21 protein-coding genes are annotated in these 21,139 nt (G+C 28.7%); 17 read left to right on the top strand and 4 right to left on the bottom strand.

Features of this window, described 5'->3' with window-relative positions:
• Positions 1-14: 14 nt before the first annotated feature.
• The 4 genes from B3086_RS00465 to B3086_RS00480 form a co-directional block, all read right to left on the bottom strand.
• Positions 15-683 carry a DUF6037 family protein gene (locus B3086_RS00465; protein WP_346892563.1) on the bottom strand — a complete coding sequence of 223 codons (669 nt, stop codon included), beginning with the start codon at positions 681-683 and terminating at the stop codon, positions 15-17.
• A 208-nt stretch (positions 684-891) separates the two neighbouring features.
• Positions 892-1,851, bottom strand: coding sequence for a hypothetical protein (locus B3086_RS00470; protein WP_346892565.1), 960 nt, complete (start codon positions 1,849-1,851; stop codon positions 892-894).
• Positions 1,852-2,123: 272 nt separating this feature from the next.
• Entirely contained in the window at positions 2,124-2,489 is a 366-nt protein-coding gene (locus B3086_RS00475) for a hypothetical protein (protein ID WP_346892567.1), read from the bottom strand.
• Between the two features lie 4 nt (positions 2,490-2,493).
• Positions 2,494-3,843, bottom strand: a complete 1,350-nt coding sequence (locus B3086_RS00480; protein WP_346892569.1) for an AAA family ATPase — start codon at positions 3,841-3,843, stop codon at positions 2,494-2,496.
• 254 nt (positions 3,844-4,097) lie between these two features.
• Here B3086_RS00480 and B3086_RS00485 point away from each other — a divergent pair, with 254 nt between their 5' ends.
• The 17 genes from B3086_RS00485 (at position 4,098) to B3086_RS00565 (ending at position 21,107) form a co-directional block, all read left to right on the top strand.
• The gene (locus B3086_RS00485) at positions 4,098-4,439 is read left to right on the top strand and encodes a hypothetical protein (protein WP_346892571.1); all 342 of its coding nucleotides are present in this window, start codon (positions 4,098-4,100) and stop codon (positions 4,437-4,439) included.
• A gap of 47 nt (positions 4,440-4,486) precedes the next feature.
• Positions 4,487-4,738: a hypothetical protein gene (locus B3086_RS00490; RefSeq protein ID WP_346892573.1), complete on the top strand. Its 252-nt coding sequence runs from the start codon at positions 4,487-4,489 to the stop codon at positions 4,736-4,738.
• 145 nt (positions 4,739-4,883) lie between these two features.
• Positions 4,884-5,192 carry a DUF960 domain-containing protein gene (locus B3086_RS00495; RefSeq protein WP_346892575.1) on the top strand — a complete coding sequence of 103 codons (309 nt, stop codon included), beginning with the start codon at positions 4,884-4,886 and terminating at the stop codon, positions 5,190-5,192.
• 12 nt (positions 5,193-5,204) lie between these two features.
• Complete coding sequence (locus B3086_RS00500; protein ID WP_346892577.1) at positions 5,205-5,552, top strand: hypothetical protein; 348 nt, start codon at positions 5,205-5,207, stop codon at positions 5,550-5,552.
• 971 nt (positions 5,553-6,523) lie between these two features.
• Complete coding sequence (locus tag B3086_RS00505; RefSeq protein ID WP_346892579.1) at positions 6,524-6,796, top strand: Mor transcription activator family protein; 273 nt, start codon at positions 6,524-6,526, stop codon at positions 6,794-6,796.
• A gap of 2 nt (positions 6,797-6,798) precedes the next feature.
• Positions 6,799-7,071, top strand: a complete 273-nt coding sequence (locus tag B3086_RS00510) for a hypothetical protein (RefSeq protein ID WP_346892581.1) — start codon at positions 6,799-6,801, stop codon at positions 7,069-7,071.
• A 14-nt stretch (positions 7,072-7,085) separates the two neighbouring features.
• Positions 7,086-7,913, top strand: coding sequence for a hypothetical protein (locus B3086_RS00515; RefSeq protein WP_346892583.1), 828 nt, complete (start codon positions 7,086-7,088; stop codon positions 7,911-7,913).
• Between the two features lie 270 nt (positions 7,914-8,183).
• On the top strand, positions 8,184-9,287 hold the full coding sequence (locus B3086_RS00520) for a hypothetical protein (protein WP_346892585.1): 1,104 nt from the start codon (positions 8,184-8,186) through the stop codon (positions 9,285-9,287).
• A gap of 123 nt (positions 9,288-9,410) precedes the next feature.
• Positions 9,411-11,969 carry a hypothetical protein gene (locus B3086_RS00525; RefSeq protein ID WP_346892587.1) on the top strand — a complete coding sequence of 853 codons (2,559 nt, stop codon included), beginning with the start codon at positions 9,411-9,413 and terminating at the stop codon, positions 11,967-11,969.
• Between the two features lie 234 nt (positions 11,970-12,203).
• Positions 12,204-12,353 (top strand): hypothetical protein, encoded by a 150-nt coding sequence (locus tag B3086_RS00530; RefSeq protein ID WP_346892589.1) that lies wholly within the window; start codon positions 12,204-12,206, stop codon positions 12,351-12,353.
• Positions 12,354-12,465: 112 nt separating this feature from the next.
• Positions 12,466-14,124: a recombinase family protein gene (locus tag B3086_RS00535; protein ID WP_346892591.1), complete on the top strand. Its 1,659-nt coding sequence runs from the start codon at positions 12,466-12,468 to the stop codon at positions 14,122-14,124.
• 71 nt (positions 14,125-14,195) lie between these two features.
• A complete protein-coding gene (locus tag B3086_RS00540; protein WP_346869876.1) occupies positions 14,196-15,113 on the top strand; it encodes a restriction endonuclease in 918 nt (305 codons plus the stop codon).
• Positions 15,114-15,147: 34 nt separating this feature from the next.
• Positions 15,148-15,741 carry a hypothetical protein gene (locus tag B3086_RS00545; protein WP_346892593.1) on the top strand — a complete coding sequence of 198 codons (594 nt, stop codon included), beginning with the start codon at positions 15,148-15,150 and terminating at the stop codon, positions 15,739-15,741.
• A gap of 150 nt (positions 15,742-15,891) precedes the next feature.
• The gene (locus B3086_RS00550) at positions 15,892-16,698 is read left to right on the top strand and encodes a DUF1189 domain-containing protein (protein WP_346849207.1); all 807 of its coding nucleotides are present in this window, start codon (positions 15,892-15,894) and stop codon (positions 16,696-16,698) included.
• Positions 16,699-17,145: 447 nt separating this feature from the next.
• The gene (locus B3086_RS00555) at positions 17,146-19,587 is read left to right on the top strand and encodes a PEP/pyruvate-binding domain-containing protein (protein WP_346892595.1); all 2,442 of its coding nucleotides are present in this window, start codon (positions 17,146-17,148) and stop codon (positions 19,585-19,587) included.
• 351 nt (positions 19,588-19,938) lie between these two features.
• On the top strand, positions 19,939-20,556 hold the full coding sequence (locus B3086_RS00560) for a DUF6273 domain-containing protein (RefSeq protein WP_346848703.1): 618 nt from the start codon (positions 19,939-19,941) through the stop codon (positions 20,554-20,556).
• A gap of 74 nt (positions 20,557-20,630) precedes the next feature.
• Entirely contained in the window at positions 20,631-21,107 is a 477-nt protein-coding gene (locus B3086_RS00565) for a pyridoxamine 5'-phosphate oxidase family protein (RefSeq protein WP_346848704.1), read from the top strand.
• Positions 21,108-21,139: the final 32 nt, after the last annotated feature.

The raw sequence follows: 21,139 nt of genomic DNA on the forward strand, positions 1-21,139 counted from the left end.
TTTTTGTAAATATTTTACTCGTTGATATTTAATTTGATGCCTCCGTTTAGTCGTGATAGTGTAATGTCTTTATCTATAAAGTCAAAACTATTAGGAGTAGGGTTAATTGACCAAACAGAAGTAATATTATTTTTCATACATATATCCATTATGTCACTTCCGAAAGTTCTGTATGTTTTATTTAGATTTTTATTACTTACTTCTCTAATACCATTTCTTCGCCAATTTTTAAAATATGGCTTATTACCTTCATCATCATATTTTTTATCATTTGTTTTTGTTTTTTGTATTCCGTTTTGAATGTCAGTCATTGTTGGAATTTTACTTTCTTCAAATTTTAAGTTTATCATAGAATTTAGAAAAGATTGAAAAAAAGGTTCAGTAGTATGTTTTGTATAAGTTTTTTCTCCATCTGAAACTTGTCCTATTGCATCCAAATTATATTTTATTATTTTAAATGATTCATTTGGTATCATCATGCTTATGTTTTGATATCTATTTACAGGAATTAGCCATCCAACATTATTGTCTTTTAAGCCTATAAGGAATGTAAGTGTATCTTTAAAGTAAATTACATTAGCATTTAATTTATTATGAACAATGTTAAATAGTAGTATATTAGTTTGAAGTTGATTACATATTTTGTTTAAATTACAAATACCTTGTTTTATATATAGTCCCATAAGATTTCCTCCATTTGTATTATTCACTTTACGTTTTTAATAGTTAAATAAAATGATGAATAAGCTTATTCTCTTCATAAATAACGTGAAAGATATAGATGAAGAGAAAATAAGCTGTTGTAAAAATATCATACATCTTTAAAACTTTTAAAAGTAATAAATATATGAATAGGTTATAATTTAAAGATGATTTAAACTATATTTATAATTATGATATTTTAGATGATATTTTATATGCAATCTTATTAAGTTCTTCATCTGTTAGCCTTGCTTCTGACGATAATGATTTTTGAGTCATATACTTCCTGAAATCAACTAATACATCAGGGTTATCTCGAGAATATTTTTCAACATATAATTTATGACGAGTGCCTTTAATTTCAGAATTATAAATACTTTTTTTTGATGGTTTACCAAATATAATATTTCCATATTTATCGTAAGTAACTTTAGCCAAACTTGTTTCATTAGCTTGATGGTATATCTGTCTCTGGGTTAAAATTTTATGTTGAAGATATTGACTAACAGAGTAAAGGTATTTAGAGCGAACAAATATTTTGGGTACTAGTATTAACATAAGATTATCAACTTTTAATGGATAATCCTCTATTTCATCCCAGCATAGAGTGTCTTCATTCCAATAACTTCCTATCACTATTTTTGTATTTGAAAGTGGAATATTATACTTAGAACATTGTAATTTTGTAAATTCATAGAGATTTTTTCTAAGTATATTAGTTAATAAATCTGACATTCTATCTTCTGCAAAATTTTCTATAAAGAGGCATAAATCCATTGGATTTTTAATAAACCCATCTTGAATAAGCCTTTTTTTTGAGATTTCTTTAAAAACTTTATATAATATTTTTGAAGTTGCTCCTTTTCCACTTGATTGATTTTGAGAAAGTCCTAATTTGGTTTCATTTGGTTCATGACCAAAATTTAGTAGTGTAAATAGTTTATTATTATCATTGGAAGTACAACAATCAAAAGCGTAGTTAAAGAAACTGTTTATAACTGTTGTACATTGTTTGGAAAAAGAATCATTCATGTTTTCAATAAGCCATGGGTCAAGAAATAATTTAATATCTGTTTTTAAATTTATGTCAACAAATTCAATATCTTCATGTCCACTAATATTAAGATTTAAAAAAGTACTAAAGTGCATATAATTCCTCCTCAAAATAACGAAAAATCGTTAAAATATAATTTAGATTAAAATTTAATATTGATTTTTCTTGAGAATATGATACACTATAATTGATAGAGTTAAAGTGTATGATTGTAATACTCAAGAAATTTATATAGCAATATATAGGTATTAATATTTACAGTATTAGTACCTATTTTACTATATTTAAAGATAATAATATAATTTTTATTTTAACACCTCCATTAAGTCATGATATCTATAATAAACTGTAGTATACTACAGGAATTTTAAGAAATATCTAAATAGTTTAACAACCATGTTTGAAAAAGATCTATATTTGAAAAATGTTCAATTTGTATTTTAGTATTTTCAATTTGCAAAGGGTTTTTCATTCCTATAATGCAAAGCTTGTCTAGAGCCTTATCATATTTATGATAAGGTGTATTAATTTCTTTTAGTATACTTTTATAAGCAATAGAATTGTCAAAAGAATAGCACTTTAGAAGCCAAGGACTATGGATACTAAAGAGCTCTCTAGAAATATGTTGTAAACATTGAAGTGCGTTTGAAGTATTGTTGTAAAAAATATAAATATTTTTAGATATATTACGTGTAGGTAAGTTACGTTTATCTAAGTATTTATCATTATTCATAAAGTTATACCTCATCAAAATTTGGGATTGCATTATAGCGTCCAAGTAAATATGACTTATCAATTCTCTTATCAAATCTTTCATTAAATTGTTCTAATGAATATAGTTCAGATTCATTATTTGAATTTTTATTTATAAACCAAATTTCATCACGTCTTAATAAATCAAGGTCAAGAAGTCGTGATTCATGTGTAGTAACAATAAGTTGAATATTTTTTTTAGCTAAAGATTTAAGATATGATTCAATAAATTTGTATGTTAAAAGAGGATGAAGACTTCTATCTATTTCATCAATCACATAAATTTTATTATTATTTTCAGAAAAAAGTATTTCTATTAATTCTAGAATACGCCTTGTGCCATCGGATTCTTCACATATATTAAAAGTTCCATAATTACCATGCTCAAACTCAATTGTTTTTGTTACTATATTATAATTTTCATCAATTTCAAATATGAAAAATTCTTTATCGCTTCTCAAAAGTATGCCAATTTCTTCTCTTGATATTTCACCTTTTTTTGAACGAATAATTTTTTTTTCTAAATCCTCACGTACATCCTTTAATAAACCATCAGGTATAGAATTCGAAATATCTTCACGTCTGGCATCTATAATATTGAAATTAGTTATACCAGTGCTAAATTTATTGATAGTATTAAATATTTCTTCAGAATTTGATTTAGTCATAAAATATGAATAATTAGAAAATGGTTTATCTGGATAATTAATATCTAGATCATCATCAAACCAATTAAAAATATTTTTAAAAATCATTAATTCTGATTTGATTTTATATAATTCTGATTTATCTCTGTTCATAACACTTAAGAATAGAACAGATTCATCTAATTTTGTATCATCAAAGTAAATGTGTATTCTATTTAAAATATCATCTTTTTTGAAATAATGTCCAATTGAAAAATCTTTTTTTAATAAATCTCTAATAAATATCATATTAGAAAAATCTTTACTTATTTCATATAACCATTCTTTCGTAATGCTGTTTTCACTAAGTAATATTTCAAATCCATAATTAAAAAACTTATTGTTTATCTTGATTTCAAATTCAAAGTGACTAATTTTATTTTTATTTTGTTCATTTGATCTATTATATTTTTGACTAAATCCTTTTGGAATACCGCTAACAATAACACTCTGTGCGAAATCTAAAGCATTAATGAAATTGGATTTTCCAGAAGCATTTGCACCATATATAGCACTAAGCCTAAGAAGATTCAAATTTTTATTTATTAATAAATGTTCACGCTTACCTCTAACTTTTCCAGCTATCATACTAAATTCTTGTAATGAACCAATAGACATAAAATTTTCTATCTTAACTTTTATAAGCATATAGATTTCCTCCTCTAATCTCCTTAATTACATAATAAGTGAAAAAATCACTTATGTCAATATAAAAAGTGGAAAAAATAAAAAATATATAACATATAAGTGAAAAAATCACTTTTGATACAATGTGTGATAAATAAACGTTGAATAATTAAGAAATTAAATGTTATTTTCAAATATATATTATATATTTGAGATAGATTTTAATTGGTGTAAATGCTAATTAGAATCTATTTTATTTTTAGGAGGTGTTATAAATGAAAAAAATATTTATTAATGAGAAGTTAGAGGCTTTATTGAATTATCCTGGAGAAATAATTAAAAATATTAAAGAAGTAATAGCAACATTAGATGAAAATTATGGACAAAATAGAGATGTAGATAAAGACCTCGGTGGATATGTACTAATAGTAGAAAATATCAAAGATATAGATGAGTTAAAACAAGATAAATTACAAGGATTAGTACCAGAACACACTGATTTAATCGAATGCAAGGAAGGAGTTAATTGGACTTCTTCCTTGTTTTTACTTTCAAGTGATTATTCAATTATAGTGGTATGTACAGAAGAACTTTCTAAGTATTTAATTGAAAGGTGATAATTATGGCTCAAAAGGTAATTAAAAGTACTTAATACTGTAACATAATGAAACAAGGAAAACTTAGAGATAAAGAGTACACTTATTGTATTGAAAAAATTTATGTCAAGGCAATAAGAAGGGAAGAAATAAGATTTAGTCTTTATAAGGATACTGTTAGAGCTGATAATAGGTATATTCCAAGGAGTCTTGATGTAACAGAGGTAGAGTTAATTGAACTACTAAAGAATTCAATTAAAGAAAAAGTGTTTTCAGATGAATTCATTGAATCATTAAAACAAGAAATAAATAAGTTATAAAGTCTTAATTGCTATTGATGGTAGTAATTAAGGCTTTTTCTATGTTCCAAGGGAGGTAAAAGAATGAAATATGTTATATGTGTTGGAGTTATAAGAAAAGGACAAATGATTATAAAAACTAATAATAAGGAAGAGGTAAAGGTAAATGTTCAATCAAGATAATAGATATATGACAAGAGGTGTACAAGAAAAAGTACCATTGGAGCTACAGCTATTTATGTGGAGGTGCATAGATGAATTAAAGAGTAAAGGAGAAAAGCTAGATTATCTACAAGTATTTAATTTAACCAATGATAGGGTAGATGATTTATTCTTTCAAAAGATAGAACATAGTCAAGAGATACCTAAATATAATAAAGTTTTTAGAATATTTGCAGATGAAATTATAGATGCAAAGATTTTTGTAATAGATGATAAAACTCACTCTACAATGCTACTAGCAGAAGAATACTAAGGAGGTTTTAACATGAGAACATTAGTAAAAGAAAAGCCTTTTAGCTATGACAGTAAGGAACTTTTGGGAGTAATGCGTTTTGATTTCTATGATGGTAGATTAGCTAATCAGTGGAACCCAAGGGAGTTAATAATTGAGCTAAATAAAAGAAATGAAATAGACATAGGAAAGCTACAAGAAGAACTCAATTATATTCAGTTCACGTTAATAAAAGACTTGAATAAAGTTGTAGATCTATGTAATGGAATAGGGTATGATAATGAAACTTTAATTTACATAGAGCTTAAAGAAGGTAAATATGTTATTAAGCTAATACCTGTACTAGATAATTATTCTTACATATATGCTTATAAAAGATAGGAGGACGATACATGGATATAGTAACTGTAGTAAGAGTTGTTGGAACAATATTAACTGTGATAGCTGCTTCAATAGAAGCAATAGGAAAAAAAGAGTAATGAGTGTTCAATAATAACTAATAATTGTAATATCGTTGTAATTAAGAATTAATAATCTTAATACAGCGATATTATAATAAACTAATAGTAGTATTTTTTTGTCCTTAGTATTTCTTAAAACAGGAAAGTAAAACAGTGATTGTTTCAACATTTTTAAAAGTAAGGAGAGCAATGTTCTAAAAAATAAAAAGAACCCTAAAATCAAAACATTAAAATAAGGAACTTGAAATTAGGAATTGGGACTTGGAAAATCCAACGGGGGTAGGGGGCATAAGAACCTGGAAAAATAAAAATTGAAATAGATAGTGGATCTATTTCAATTTAAAATAATAATAAAGATACAATAATTAAAAACTAAAAATATATAATCAATTAATAAATATAATAGTTATGGAAAACAATAATTGTTAAGTTGAAAAACATAATTATTTAAGAAACAATATTCAATTAACAAGTAATGATATTCAATATTGATTTAAGAAGTAAAATTGAATTAAGTCAGAAAGTAGAATAAACAGATGAAATTGAATAGTTCAATCAACAGAAATACATCAAAAAACTACAATAAACCATCAGAAAACAGCGTTTTGGAAAAGGGCGAAGAAATGTGCAATTCAACATACAAAGCCTTCAATAAGGGCTAAATCAACTGTTTTTACTCAATGGTTCAAATATATATTATAAATCTGATAACAGAGTTAATGTTTCTAAAAGAGAAGCATTAACTCTTTTTATTAGGGCATTTAAGAAAGGAGCTTCTGATATGGTTGGAAATGTATCATTTAAGAATTATTTAGCGAATTTTTCATTGAGTTATTCGCATGAATATTCATGTCAGAGTGGTTATTATTTTTAAGGAGGTGAAGCTAATGTATGCAATTAAAAAAAGAAGATTTTAATGGAGTGTATTCAACAATTTTTGAGCATCTGGGAGAAGATATTACTAGGGATTTATACAATTTATTTCGAGGACAACAATTTAATTTTCCAATGAAATTATACTCTAAAGAATATGTCTTAAGATACTTAAGTGAAAATTATGATGGAAATAATATAAGAAAGCTAGCAAGAAATCTTGATTATTCAGAAAGATGGGTACAAGTAATTATAAGTAAAAATAAAATAGAAGTAAAAGGGGATAAGTAAAAATGGAAGTATTAACGGTAATTTGTGCAATCATATTGGGTACAATAATCTTTTTAGGCATCAATACAATGTTTGATATATGGTATGTAGGTTGTGGTGCAATGGTAGGAGAATGGTTTGTCTGTGTTATAATATCAGGAATTTTAGTACAGTTTTTAGGAGGGATAGTTGGGGGATTATTTTCAACATTGTGGTTTTTAATAAAAATTGTATTAATTATAGCAGTTGTAGGTGGAATTGTAATGTTTATTTACGACAAGTTTAGAGGTAAATAAGGGGGAATAGAACTATGAAAAAGAAAATAATTATTATTGCAACTATAGTAGTACTATTTATCATAGGGTACATAGGAATGGGGAATAATGAAGAAAAGAGAATGATAGAAAATAGTGTTAAAGCCATAGAGGCAAGGGACTACGATTATGCAGAGGAAGCTTTAGGAAGTGTAGTAGATGGCAATAATAAGAAAGTAGACAAGCTATGGAATATTATAAAATGTTACAAAGGTGCACAAACAGAATTTTATGCAGGTAATATTGATAAAGCTAATGAATACTTAGATGACATGAATAGCCAGTATAAGAAGTATGATACATTAAAAGAAGATGTTGAAAATTTAAAAGCCGAGGTTAAAGAAAGAGAAACTTACATAGAAGAGCTAAGAGGAAAAATTCCTGAATATGAAAAGGTACTTAAGAATAAAGAATATGAGAAGTACGATGAAATTCAAAGCGACATTAAAGAAGTTGGAAATAAAGACTTTTATCTTAAATTACCACAAGATATTTTAAATAAATTAAATCAGTTGGAACTTAGTTTGGGAGAAGGTATAGGAGAATATAATTCAATAAAAGCAGAAAAGCAGAAACAAGATGAAGAAAAAGAATTAAAAGCTACTGATGAAAAATTTACACCAGAAATGGCTAAAGAATATGCTGAAAAAGATACTAATATAAACACTGACAATACAAGATTAGAAATCATTCCTACACCAGAATATAACGAAGTAGGAAGAAAGTATTACAAGGTTGCTGTTTATTTAAAAGATAATAATGAATTGATATACTATTATTCAGTTTATGCAACAGGTGGAACACAGTTTTTAAGTTATAACTAAGTGTTAATAAAGCTTTATTTATCATTATAGATGGATAAAGCTTTATTTTTTTTGATAAAATTAGGTAAAATAAAAATTATTTTTGAAGTAATTTTTATTAAAATAATATTCAATATACAAGCATAGCAGAAATATTGTGTTATTGTTAAAAGTTTATTGTAAAATATCGTTGTTATTGTTAAATTCATATTGCAATAATGATGATATTTTCATTATATAATATAGGTAAGAATTTTTATAGCAATAATTATAAAGAGGAGAAATTAAATCATGACAAAGATAAATGATAATAAAGATGATAGGAATAAGTGTGTAGATGAGTATTTGGAAGGTATAGATAAACATTATTTATCTGATAAATATTCAGTGACAGTTAGGACTATTGATAGATGGATAGCTAGTTCTCATATAGATGAAGTTAAGCTAAGGATTATAAAAAGAAAAGAGACGATACCTATAAAGGTACAGTATGAAATATTAGAGGTGTTAAGTGATAATCCTATATTTTATGGATACAATACTTCTAAATGGAATGTAAACAGGGTAATAAACTATGTTAAATGTACATATATGATTGAAATTAATAGAAGGATGGCAAAATCTTTAATGGAAGATGCTACAAAAGTGGATAGAAAAAATTATGAATCCAAGATTTATAGTGACATAGATAAAATGGAAAAATTGGGATGTAGTATAGTTTTCTTAGATTACATAAAAATTGGGAGAATTAAAAGATTAGAGGTAGAGCCATTAGGAATTAGAGAGTATACCGAAAAGGTACTTGATGTTAACCTTGTAATTGGTATGGCTAATGAAAAAGTGTATTTAGATGTTATTGTATCAGAATTACAAATAGTTGATAAAGAAAAGGGATTTACTGTATATGAAGCTAGTGATAAACAAAATAGAATTAAACAAGAGATTCAGAGAAAGTCAATTGCAAATGATAAATATGGATTATTGAATAAGATAAAGGAAGCTGAAAGTAGAGAGAATATTGTATTTATAAGTACATATGATAAAGATATTGAGAGACTACAAAAAAAGAGAAGTAATATAAAATATTTTATTGTAGGTGAGGCCATATATAGTGAATTACTACAAAGCAAGTATGGAGGTGAATATGTTAAATCCATAGCACAATATATGTATAATGATAAAAATAGAAATAGACGGTATAAGGAAATTGCAGATATAAGTAATGTTGTAGTGGAGAAGATTGAAAGTTATGTCTCAAAAGTTACATTAGATAAATTAAAAATTAAAAATATAGATACAGAAAATTACAGGAAGGTAGATATATACCTAAAGATGGTAGAAAATCAAAGAAAACGCTTTAAAATATTAAATTCAGACTTTATATATAACATTTAAGACAGAGGAGATAGTCCTCTGTCTTTTAATTTTGGATTAAGTCCATTGATGTGAGAAAAAAATACCCATATCATATAATAATTCTTGTAAGCAACGAAGGTAAACGCCAAGGAGGAATAAAAGATGATAAAGAGAAATAATGAATTAAAAAATGAGGTTATGAAAGGGTTAACAGTACTTGAAAAGATGGACAGACCTATAGAAATTAGGATGATTAAGACTAATGATGGAACAAGAAGTGGGTATTATCAAGATAAGGAGAAACTTATCAGTGATATTGAAAGATATGACGGAGTTGATAACATCTTCTTCACACTAAATGATTTTTCAGAGGACTTATTAGCTAGAGGGAAAAACAGGTTACTAAAGTATGCTAAAAATACTACTACTGACCAAGAGATAGAAAGAAGAAAGTTACTTCTTATAGATGTAGATCCAGAAAGACCGGCAGGTATATCTTCAACTAATGAGGAACTTGAATCAGCCAATGAAGTACTAAAACAGGTAGTTGGATATTTAAGTGATAATGGATTTCCACAACCGGTAATTGCTTGTAGTGGCAATGGTGGTCATGCCTTATACAAACTAGATGTACCTAACACTAAGGAAGTAACAGAACTAATCAAGGAGTTCTTGGTTACTTTAGATAAGAAGTTTAGCAATGAAAAGGCTAAGGTAGATAAAACAACTTACAACGCTTCAAGAATAACTAAGCTATATGGAACAATAGCTTGCAAGGGAGAGAGCATAGAGAATAGACCACATAGAAGGTCAAGAATAATAGAAAGTCCTGATGAATTTGATGTTGTTGAGGAAGATTTAATAAGAAAGGTAATCTCGATGGAAAATGAAAGTGATACAGTTAAAGATGAGATAAAAGTAAGTAAAGGTTCAACTAATAAAAATACTACAAATGGTAGTATAAACATTGAAAAATGGCTTGAAAGATACAACATAGACGTATCACATGTAAAAGAGGAGTCAGATAGAACTTGTTATGTACTTGAAAAATGTCCTTGGAACTCAAGCCATACAGATAAATCGGCTTCCATAACACAATTTCATAATGGAGCTATTAGTGCTAAATGTCATCATGATAGTTGTTTACATGAGAATTGGAAAACTCTAAGGGAACGTTATGAAGGTAAAAAAGACAAGGGTACAAATTGTAAAGAGGATAAGAAAAGTCAAGCTGATATGATGATTGAGTTAGCAATGGAAGCAGGAGATATATTCTTTCATGATGAGTTAGTTGAGAAATATGTTGCTATCGAAAGTAACGGTAATCCAGTAGTACATAAAATTAGTTCACAAGACTATAAATCTTTTTTAGTGAAAAGGTTCTTTAAGGAAACTAAGAAAGCACCATCAAAAGATTCAATCAATCAAGCTGTTGGAGTCTTAGAAGCATTAGCTCAATATGAAGGAGAAGAGATTAACGTTGCAAAGAGGTGTACTAAAAAAGATAACGCAATTTACTATGATTTAGGAGATAAGCAATGGACTTTTATTAAGATTACCAAGAATGGTTGGGAAAGTGACAATAGTGGACAGATATTATTTACAAGACGAAAGACAATGAAAGAACAAGTTTTACCTGAGAAGTATGATGATATTTCTATACTTAATAAGCATTGTAGGTTTAAAACTGATGAAGATAAAGTTCTACATATTGTAAGTATCATTACTAAGTTTTTACCTATAGGAAATCCAATAGTGGTTTACCATGGAGAAAAGGGAGCATCAAAGACAACTACAATGAGAATGGATAGAAGTATAGTAGATCCGTCAGCAAGAGATGTTATTTCAATGCCTAAGAGTGGGACTGATTTATCATTGGTTCTCCATAATAATTACCTACCATGTTTTGATAACATAGATAGTATTTCAGCTGAAAAAAGTGACATATTATGTACAGCGGCTACTGGTGGAGGCTTTAGTAGAAGGAAGCTATACACAGATGATGAAGAGACTATATATGAGTATAAAGTTCCAGTAATTCTTAATGGAATAAATGTTGTAGCAACAAGACCTGATTTACTTGATAGAAGTTTACTCTTGGGGTTAGAGAGAATATCAGAAGATGAAAGAAAGGAGGAAAGCGAAGTGTGGGAAGAGTTTAATAGAGATAAACCTAAAATGTTAGGTGCTATATTTAGTACAATTTCTAAGGCTATGGATATTTACCCAAATGTTAAATTAAGTAAATTAGGAAGAATGGCTGATTTCACTAGATGGGGATATGCAATAGCTGAAGCTTGTGGAATTGGTGGAGAAAGATTTTTAAATGCATATCTTGATAATCAGTATAAGGCTAATGATGAAGCAGTTAGTTCGAATCCAATAGCGGTAGCCATAGTTAGACTTATGGAGAAAACTCAATCATTTGAGGGTTCTGCATCAAAACTGTTAGAAGTGCTAAATTCTATAGCAGAGGAGGAAAAAATTGATACTCAATCAAGATTATGGGCAAAAGAACCTAATGTACTAAGTAGGAGGTTAAATGAACTAAAATCTAATCTTCTTATGGAATGCATAACATTTTCTACAAGTAATACTAGTTCAGGGAGAAAAATTCAAATACGTAAAAGTCCGAAGAATCTTATGGAAAGACAAGCCGCTATGGATAAATCAGTAATTAATGATTTAATGAAAGCTGAACCAAAAGAGATAGAATTCTAATTTAATAATGACATTATCGCAGTTCAATACTTCGATAATGTCGATATTTTCAGATTAACTAAGGGAGCAAGCAGGTTAGTAAATATAGATAAAAGGAGAAGAATATTATGGATAAAGAAGTAAAAGTTGATGAAATCATTGATATTATATCAACGATAATTCTAGAGTATGTGGAAGAAAAAGTGGAGTGTAGTACTTAGTTACAAAGGCAAAACCTATGCCAACTAATAAAAAATGAAAATATTGAAGTTGCTGAAGTATGGAAGTATAAAAATAAAAAACAGTAAAGATTATCTAAAGAAGTGTGTGATTAATCAAAGGTTTTCAAGAAAGAACTTCAATTATGAAGATAAGATTATACTTGATTATAGTGAGCAGGATTAAGCAGATGTAATGATTTATTATATTAAATATATATTATTAATGTGGTTAGGGGGTTTCTAAAATAATTATAGAAACCCTAAGTATTAACTATGTACAAGAGAGGAAGTGTGTTATGAATAGAAAGAAGATAATAGCAATATACACTAGGGTTTCTACATTGGAACAGGCAGAAGAAGGTTACAGTATAGATGAACAAGAAAGATTGCTGATGGATTATTGTAGAAGGAATAACTACGAGGTTTATAAGTGTTATTCGGATAGAGGTATTAGTGGTAAGGACATTAAACATCGACCTGCACTAAAGGAATTGCTAAAGGATGCTGAAGACAAGAATTTTGATATGGTAATTTCATGGAAGATTAATCGTATTAGTCGTAAACTTGCAGATGTATTAAAGATTATAGATACCTTTGAAAAGAATAACATTACATTTAAATCTTACTCAGAGCCTTTTGAAACAGATACCCCAGCAGGTAAAATGCAATTTCAGATGATGGCACTTATAGGGGAATTCGAAAGAGGTACAATAGCACAGAATGTTAAGATGGGAATGTGTGCAAGAGCTAGACAGGGTCTTTGGTGTGGAAATAGAGTTTTAGGTTATGATTTAGTTCCCATGGAAGATTCAGAAAAAAAGAAGAGGAAAGAAACTAAACTACAGATAAATCCAGAGGAAGCAAGAATTATTAAACTAATATTCAGTATGTATGCTAATGAAGGAAAAGGATATAAAGCTATAACTACTAAACTTAATTACTTAGGATATAAGACTAAGAAGGGAAATGATTTTTCAGTAGGTTCAATTAAAGATATACTTACTAATCCAGTATACATAGGTAAGATAAGATATAACTTAAGACAAGAATGGAGTGAGAATAGAAGACGTAATATTAATCCAGAACCAATAATAGTAGATGGAATACATGAAGCTATAATTGATATGGATACATGGGATAGGGTACAAGCTATAATGGAAGAAAAGAAGGGTAAGCCTTCAAGAATCTATGACGGTGAGTATCCATTAACAGGAATATTAAAATGTCCAGTGTGTGGTGCTGGAATGGTAATAATGAGAAATGGTAAGAAGAGAAAAGACGGAACTAAAGCAACATACTATGCTTGTGGAGCATGGAAGAATAAAGGAACAGCAGTATGTAATAGTAATGCAATAAATGTAGAGAAAGCAAATGAGTATGTTTTTGAAAAGCTATCGGAACTGTTATCTAATGAGACGATGATAAAGGCTATTGTAGCTAATATAAATAAACAAAGAAAAACTAGAGTTGCCCCTGCTAAAAAGGAAACTCAAAGAATAGATAAAGAACTAGAAAAGTTAGACAAAAAGAAGGGAAAAATATTTGAAGCATATGAGGATGAGTTAATCTCTAAAGAAGAGTTCTTCAGTAGGAAGGAAGAATTAAACGAAAAAATACAAAGATTACTAGAAGAAAAAGAACCTTACACAGTAGCGATAAGCGAAGATACTGAGCAACAAGTACCCTATGAATTAATAAAGAGTGTACTAGAAAACTTTAGTATGCTTCTTGAAAAGAGTGGTAGTAGGGAAGAAAAGAAACTATTAATTCACATGATAATATCAGAAATAACCATTAACAGACTAAGAGAAATAGATTCAATAAAGTTAAAAATAAATGATAATTTAATAGAGTATATAAGTAAACAAGAAGGAGTATCTAAGAAGGGTACTCCTTCTTGTTTTATTTTAAGAAATATTGGAATAAATACTTTAAATTTAGAGATTGCTATATAAGTTAAAATGGTATAATTATCTTATGGAATTTAAATAGATAAATTTAAAAAAACTATGGGGAGAGATAGTATATGGCAATACCAACATATGAAAGAATAATGCTTCCATTATTAGAAGTGTTAAGAAGTAATGAGATCTATACTAATAATGAATGTATTGAGATATTGGCTAGAAAATTGAATATTACAGAAGAAGAAATGAACTTATGCTTTCCAAGTGGTAAAAAGAGAGTATTTTATGATAGAGTAAATTGGGCAAAAACTTATATGAAGAAAGCTGGACTAGTAGAGGCACCTAAAAGGGGTTTGGTTAGGATTACTAAATTAGGATTAGAATTGTTGCAACAAAATCCAAAGCAGTTAAAATCTAAAGATTTATTAAGATATGATAGTTTTTATGAATTTGTAAGTTCAAGTAATAGAGATCAAAATCATAATGAAAATAATGAAGTAGCATTAAATGAAAAAACACCATCAGAAGAAATTGCAAATGCTTTTGAAGATTTAAAGACCTCATTAGCAGATGAAATATTAGAAAAAATCAACTCATGTTCATTTGAATTCTTTGAGAAATTGGTAATAGAGTTATTGATTAAGATGGGATATGGTGGTTCAAGAGAAGAGGCAGGAAGAGCAACTAAGAAAACAGGTGATGAAGGTATAGATGGAATAATTAATGAAGATAGACTTGGTTTAGATAGTATATATATTCAAGCGAAAAGGTGGAAGGATACAGTAGTTGGGAGACCGGAAATTCAAAAATTTTCTGGTGCATTAGATACTCCAGGAGCAAGTAAGGGGATTTTCATAACAACTTCAACATTTTCTAAAGAAGCTAGAGCGTATGTTAAGGCTATAAATACAAAAAATATAGTTTTGATTGATGGTATGCAGTTAGCACAATATATGATTGAATTTAATGTTGGAGTATCAACAGAAATAATATATGAGGTTAAAAGAATAGATACAGATTATTTTATTGAAGAATAAAAATAATATGTTTATAATTAAGGAGAATTTAAAAATGTCGTTAGCAAATAGTTTTCAGGACTTTAAGAGGGAAATTGAACTTATAATCAAGCAAAATCCTTTAGAATGTGAGCTATACTCGATTGTTTCATCCATTATTCGTGAAAGAGATAATAGTAAAAATATTTCAATAAGGGATGTATCTAACATTCAGGGTGTGTATAACCATCAAAATCAAAAAGATAGAATGTATAAAATTAGTGAAAATGAATATGGTGCTTCTGATTTTTTGATAATGGATTCAAGTTACAGCTATTCAAAAAGTGATAAAAACAAGATTTTGGGTTCAATTGAAGTAAAGGCTGTATATTTAAACTTAGATTTAGAGATAAGGAATAAGGGAGAACAGTTTTTTGGTGAATTAAAAACATTTGGAAATCTAATTTATACAAATGCATTAGTATGGCGTTTATATAAATATAATTCAAATTCAAGACAAGGAGAATTACTATGGGAAATAAAACTTGGTAAATATTGTTTTGATAATCAATGTACCAAACAAATATCAGATAATGATAGAATAATTTGGGAAGATATTAGAGAATGGCATAATCTATTGATAAATTTAGAGAAAATTGTATGGAAGTAAAATTAGATATAATATAAAGATCTCACTTAGAGGTGATACGGAGAACCATACCATAAATGATGGAGCTCTTTTCTAATCACAAAGAGGAATTGTCCTAAAATTATCGAATAAATATATAAATAGAACTATTTATATATTTGGGAGGATTTTATGGAAGATAATACAGAAAAAATAAAGTTAAGTTTTTGGAAGAAAATAATAGGTAGCATTCAAGGAATAGCGCATTATGAGAATGTGTTAAAAGAAACTACTGGGAAGGCAGTACTATATTTACTATTAATATCGCTGTTTCTTGGAGCTATTGGATCTATAAGAGGATCTATTGAGGTTAATAATGGCATATCAGAGCTTATACAAATATATAATGACAATTGTCCAAACTTTGAGCTTATAAATGGAGAGTTAAGTGTTGAGGGCAGTATGCCAATGGTTTTATCAGAAGATGAAGATAATTATATTATTATAGACACAACTAACAGCACAAATCCTGATGTTTTAAATTCTCATAATAAAGGTATTTTAATACTAAAAGATAAAATGATTCAAAAAGAGAACCAATTACAAACTCAAGTAACCGAATTCAAATCATTACAAGGATTAACCATTAATAAAGATATAATATATAGCTATTTACCTTACGCGAAGATTATTATACCATTTATTTTTATTGTAAGTATTCTTGGATATTTCTTGGGTGGACTCTTAAGTGCTCTATTGTTAGCTCTATTTGCTCTTATAATCAATGGAATTTTTAAAACAAAGTTGAAATATGGACAGTTGTATAGATTAAGCATTTATGCACTAACTACTCCGCTTATAATAAATACAATCTTGAAAATTTTAAGTATAGAACATTTTAGTTTCTATTGGTTAGTATATCATACTATAGCTTATATTTATATTGGCTTTGCACTGAACAAACTAAAAAGTTCTAAGAATAATATTTCATTAGATTAGGTGTATAAATCAAATAAAAAGGTTAATGTCATAAATATTACGGTCAATGGTACCGTAAGTAACCATGACTCTCTATATTATATATGTTTAGGGTATTGAAATTCCCTTTATGATATGCAATGAAAAGTATATTAAGGTTAAAAAATGAAGCTACAGATTGTATAAAAATCTGTAGCTTTTTCTACGTTAATCAGAATTGAAGATATATAGTCCATATTGTAATCGGATTTACATTATAGTTATCTCATAACCAGTCAATATATTATATAGAAAAAACAGTGGTTTATCAATATAATATGTTAAAAAGCTTGAAATAATGAGTGTTAAGTAGATAATATATATGGATCCTATTTGGATGTATTTTGTACATTTGTAATAACTAACCTAAATGAATATAATTAATTTCGTTGGTTAGGAAATTTGTAAATTGAAATTGAGGTGTTGATTATGTTGTCAATGTTAGCAGACTTAAGAGAAAGTGACAAGATACAGTATGGTGCTAAAGCAAGTGCGTTAGGAGAGTTAATAAGAAGCGGAGAAAAGGTTCCAATTGGTTTTGCATTATCTTTAGAATTTTTCATGCGGTTTCTTGAATATAATAATTTTTCCTATAGTGCTGGAGACTATTTAACTTATAATGCAGAAATATGCAAAGTAATATTAAAAGGTTCATTTTCTCCTGATATGGAGAGGGGGTTACTTAAATTTTTTAATTGTATACAAGGCATGGGACTGAAATATGTAGTAAGATCCTCTGCTCTGTGTGAAGACAGCGATAACTATAGCATGGCAGGAATGTTCGATTCATTTATTAAATTGAATACTTTTGAAGAAGTTAAGACTGCAATAAAGAAGTGTTATGCTTCATTGTTTAGTGATAAGGTAATAGCATATTTCATAAAACAAAATTTAAATTTGGATGAGCTAAAAATGTGTATAATAATTCAGCAATTCGTTGAAGGTTGCTATTCTGGAGTAAACTTTTCTGTGGATACTATTGATATGGATGAAGAAGTAATGCATATTAATGCTGTAAAAGGCTTATGCGAAGATTATGTTAACGGTAAAGTAAATTCAGCTTTTTATAAAATCTATAAAAAATGTGGAGCCATACTTGAAGAGAAGCTTCCGAAGGGCAGTAACGTTCTGCCAAAGAATTTAGTAAATGAACTATATGAGTGCACATTAAGAATTGAGAAAACCTTCGGTAAATATCAAGATATCGAATGGACTATCAGAAATAAAGAGATATATATTCTTCAAGCTAGGCCTATAACAACTTTTAAAGAAAAAAAATTTGAAATTATTTGGTCTGATAAAAATGAGGGTAATTATACTTGGCATAGAGAAGGGGAAAAACCTTTGGAATTGTTAATCAATGAGATTAACATAATCCTGGGAGAGGCATTAAATAGAGGATGTTATGACACTGGACTTGAAGAATTTTATACAGAGTACTGTATTCATAATGGATATTGGTATTATCGAGATAAGGAAATGCCAAATCATAAGGTACAAGAGCAAAGCTTTTTAAGTTCATTAAGTAAGTTTTATGTTAAAAATCAAAATATATTCCAAGATGTAGTACTGCCGGAATTATTGATATTGAAAGAGGAACTGGATAAATATTTATTTAGAGACTTGTCTCAAAGGGAAGTAGCAGAGTTCTTGGACAAGTCCTTACAGTACATGGAATACTTAGCAGAAAAGCATCAACCAGTTACTCACGGATGTGATTATTTAGAGGATTTTATGCAATACTGCAGAATAATACAAAATGATCTTAGTGTAGAGGAGTTATATGATTTAGTTTTTAACATCAGTATATTAAATAAAGAACGAGGATTCTATATTGAGATGGCAGATGAGGTGAATTCAAATCTCATATTAAATAAAATCTTTAAAGACTGCAGGCATGATGAACTTTTGTATGCTAGACTTAAAAATATCCCAGAGAGCAAAAAGCTGCTTAAATTAATAGATGATTATATTGCTTTGTACGGAATTTGTAATTTGGAATGTGATATCAATAGTGACTATCTAGAGCCTATATTAATGGAAGCGCCGTACAAAGTAATAGGACACATTCGTAGATTTCTAAAGTTTAATAGTGACAGCTTTAAAAGGTCTATTGAAAGATCTTTAGAAAATAAAAAAAGGATTAAATCCATTATACTAAGCCAATTAGGAGAAGAAGATTCTCAAGAATTTCTAAGTAAGCTTGAATTAGCAGAAAAAGCATATTTAGCAAGAGATAATCATCATTACTATTTTGAGCGAATGACAAGATCATATCTTCGATTGGCTATTACTGGGGCTGAAAAAGTATTATTAAGAAATAAACAAATTCAGCATAGCGGAGACATGTATTTTCTTACCATAGATGAATTGAAGGAAGGACTAATACAAGGAAGGGATTATAATAAGCTTATTAATGAAAGAAAAGGGTTATTTAATTATCAAAAAAAGCTGTTAGCACCTCCTATTATCGGAAAAGCGCCTGTTGAAAAGGCAGATTATAAAAATCAAAATGATGAAAATGGCATAGGAAAATTACGTGAACAGGATATTATTTTAAAAGGGATTCCAGGCCTAAGAAAAAAGGTTAAAGGAAAGGTTAAAATCGGATTGCCTGTTTATTTAAATGAAGATAGCATTTTAGTACTTCCATTCACAAGATGCGGAGAACTTGAGCCCATAGTTGGCCATGTAATAGGCATAGTTGTAGAAGTAGGGTCGCCTTTTGAGCATATAGGAATCCTTGCTAGGGAGCTGAATATACCAGTGCTATATAATGTAGAAAATGCAATGAGCATCTTTAGGGATGGAGATGAAGTTCAGTTAGATGGTTTTACAGGTGAAGTTAAAATCATAAAATCCGAGCTGTAGAAGTAAATTAATTATTAACATAGTTGAGAAATTTTTCTATTTAAATGATTTACCAAATCATTTATGTGAGATATAATAATTATTAATCAATTCTTAGAAAATATAAATTAATTAAAAAATGAGTTAACTCAAGCGATAAATATGATAATGATTGGATTCCCAACGTTGAACATCGTGGAAACGATTGCGGGGAAAGGATTTGAAGAAACGTTGAATTTTTATAATTTTGCATAAAAGGAAGGTAAAATGGAAGATTTACAGCTTGATTTACTGTTTCCAATTAAGGAGAAGGCTTAAGAATAAGTTCTAAGGGTAAGGCAGATTAACTATTACAAAGAAAGAGGTGCTTAAATGGAAGATATTAAAATCGACTCAGCATTATCATTGGTCGGTTATAATTGGCGTGTGCTTGACATACAAAACAATACGGCTTTGATTATAACCGAAGATATTATAGAACAACGCCCTTACCATGATGCTTATAAAGATATAACATGGGCTGACTGCGCGTTAAGAAAATATCTTAATGGTGAATTTTATGACAAATTCAACGCAACTGATAAATCAAGGATAATTCCGGTAATAAATAAAAATCTTGATAATCAGTGGTATGGTTCAAAGGGCGGAGCAGATACGGAAGACAGTATATTTTTATTAAGCATTGAGGAAGTGTGCAAATATTTTGGTGATAGCACTTCAAAACTGTATAACCGAGGGAAAAATCAAAGATATTGGTTTCAAAGAAAAGATGAAAACAACAGTAAGCGAATAGCAAAACTTCTGGGTAAAGAAGGGAGTTGGTGGTGGTGGCTTCGATCACCCGGTCGCGTTAATGTAAAAGCCGTGTACATCTTCGGGACTGACGGTAATATAGGTATACAAGGCAACAATATATTGAAAGGTAACATCAGTGATGGCAAATGTACAGGCGGTGTTCGTCCTGCTTTGTGGCTAAAGCTTGAATTGTAAATCTTGGGTAACTTTTAAAGTGGCTTTACTATAATTACAGCATAGAATAATTAAATTTAAAGGAGAATTAAAAAATGAGCAAGTATGAAAATGCAATGAAACTTATGGAGGAACGTTGTGGAAATGGCAAAGAGGAAGTTATTGCCCTTGCGACAATATCACTATCCTCAAGCGCTGCCGGTAATCCTCGTCCTGCTGTCCGTATGGTATGCGCTTATTATGAAGACGGTGTATTTTATGTTTCTACGGATGCAAAAAAAAGTAAAATGCTACAAATTGAGAAGAACAACCAGGTTTCTGTCTGTGGGTTAGATTGGTATGCGTTCCAAGGTACGGCTGAAAATCTCGGTTGGGTCAAGGACGAGAAGAATGCGGAAATCAGAGCGAAATTCAAAAAAACTTTCGATTGGTTCGATGAAGTTGGCGACGAAGACAATCCTAACTCAATCGTTCTGCGTATCTCTCTCACAGAGGGTACGATTACTGACAATGAAAAAAAATACGGTGAACATCAGTATGAAATTGATTTTATCAATAAAACGGCGAAATAAATCCGTAAAGAATAAGCAGTTTCTAACTTGAG

It is taken from the genome of Clostridium sp. UBA871 (assembly GCF_002295255.1).
Lineage (GTDB): Bacteria > Bacillota > Clostridia > Clostridiales > Clostridiaceae > Clostridium_J > Clostridium_J sulfidigenes.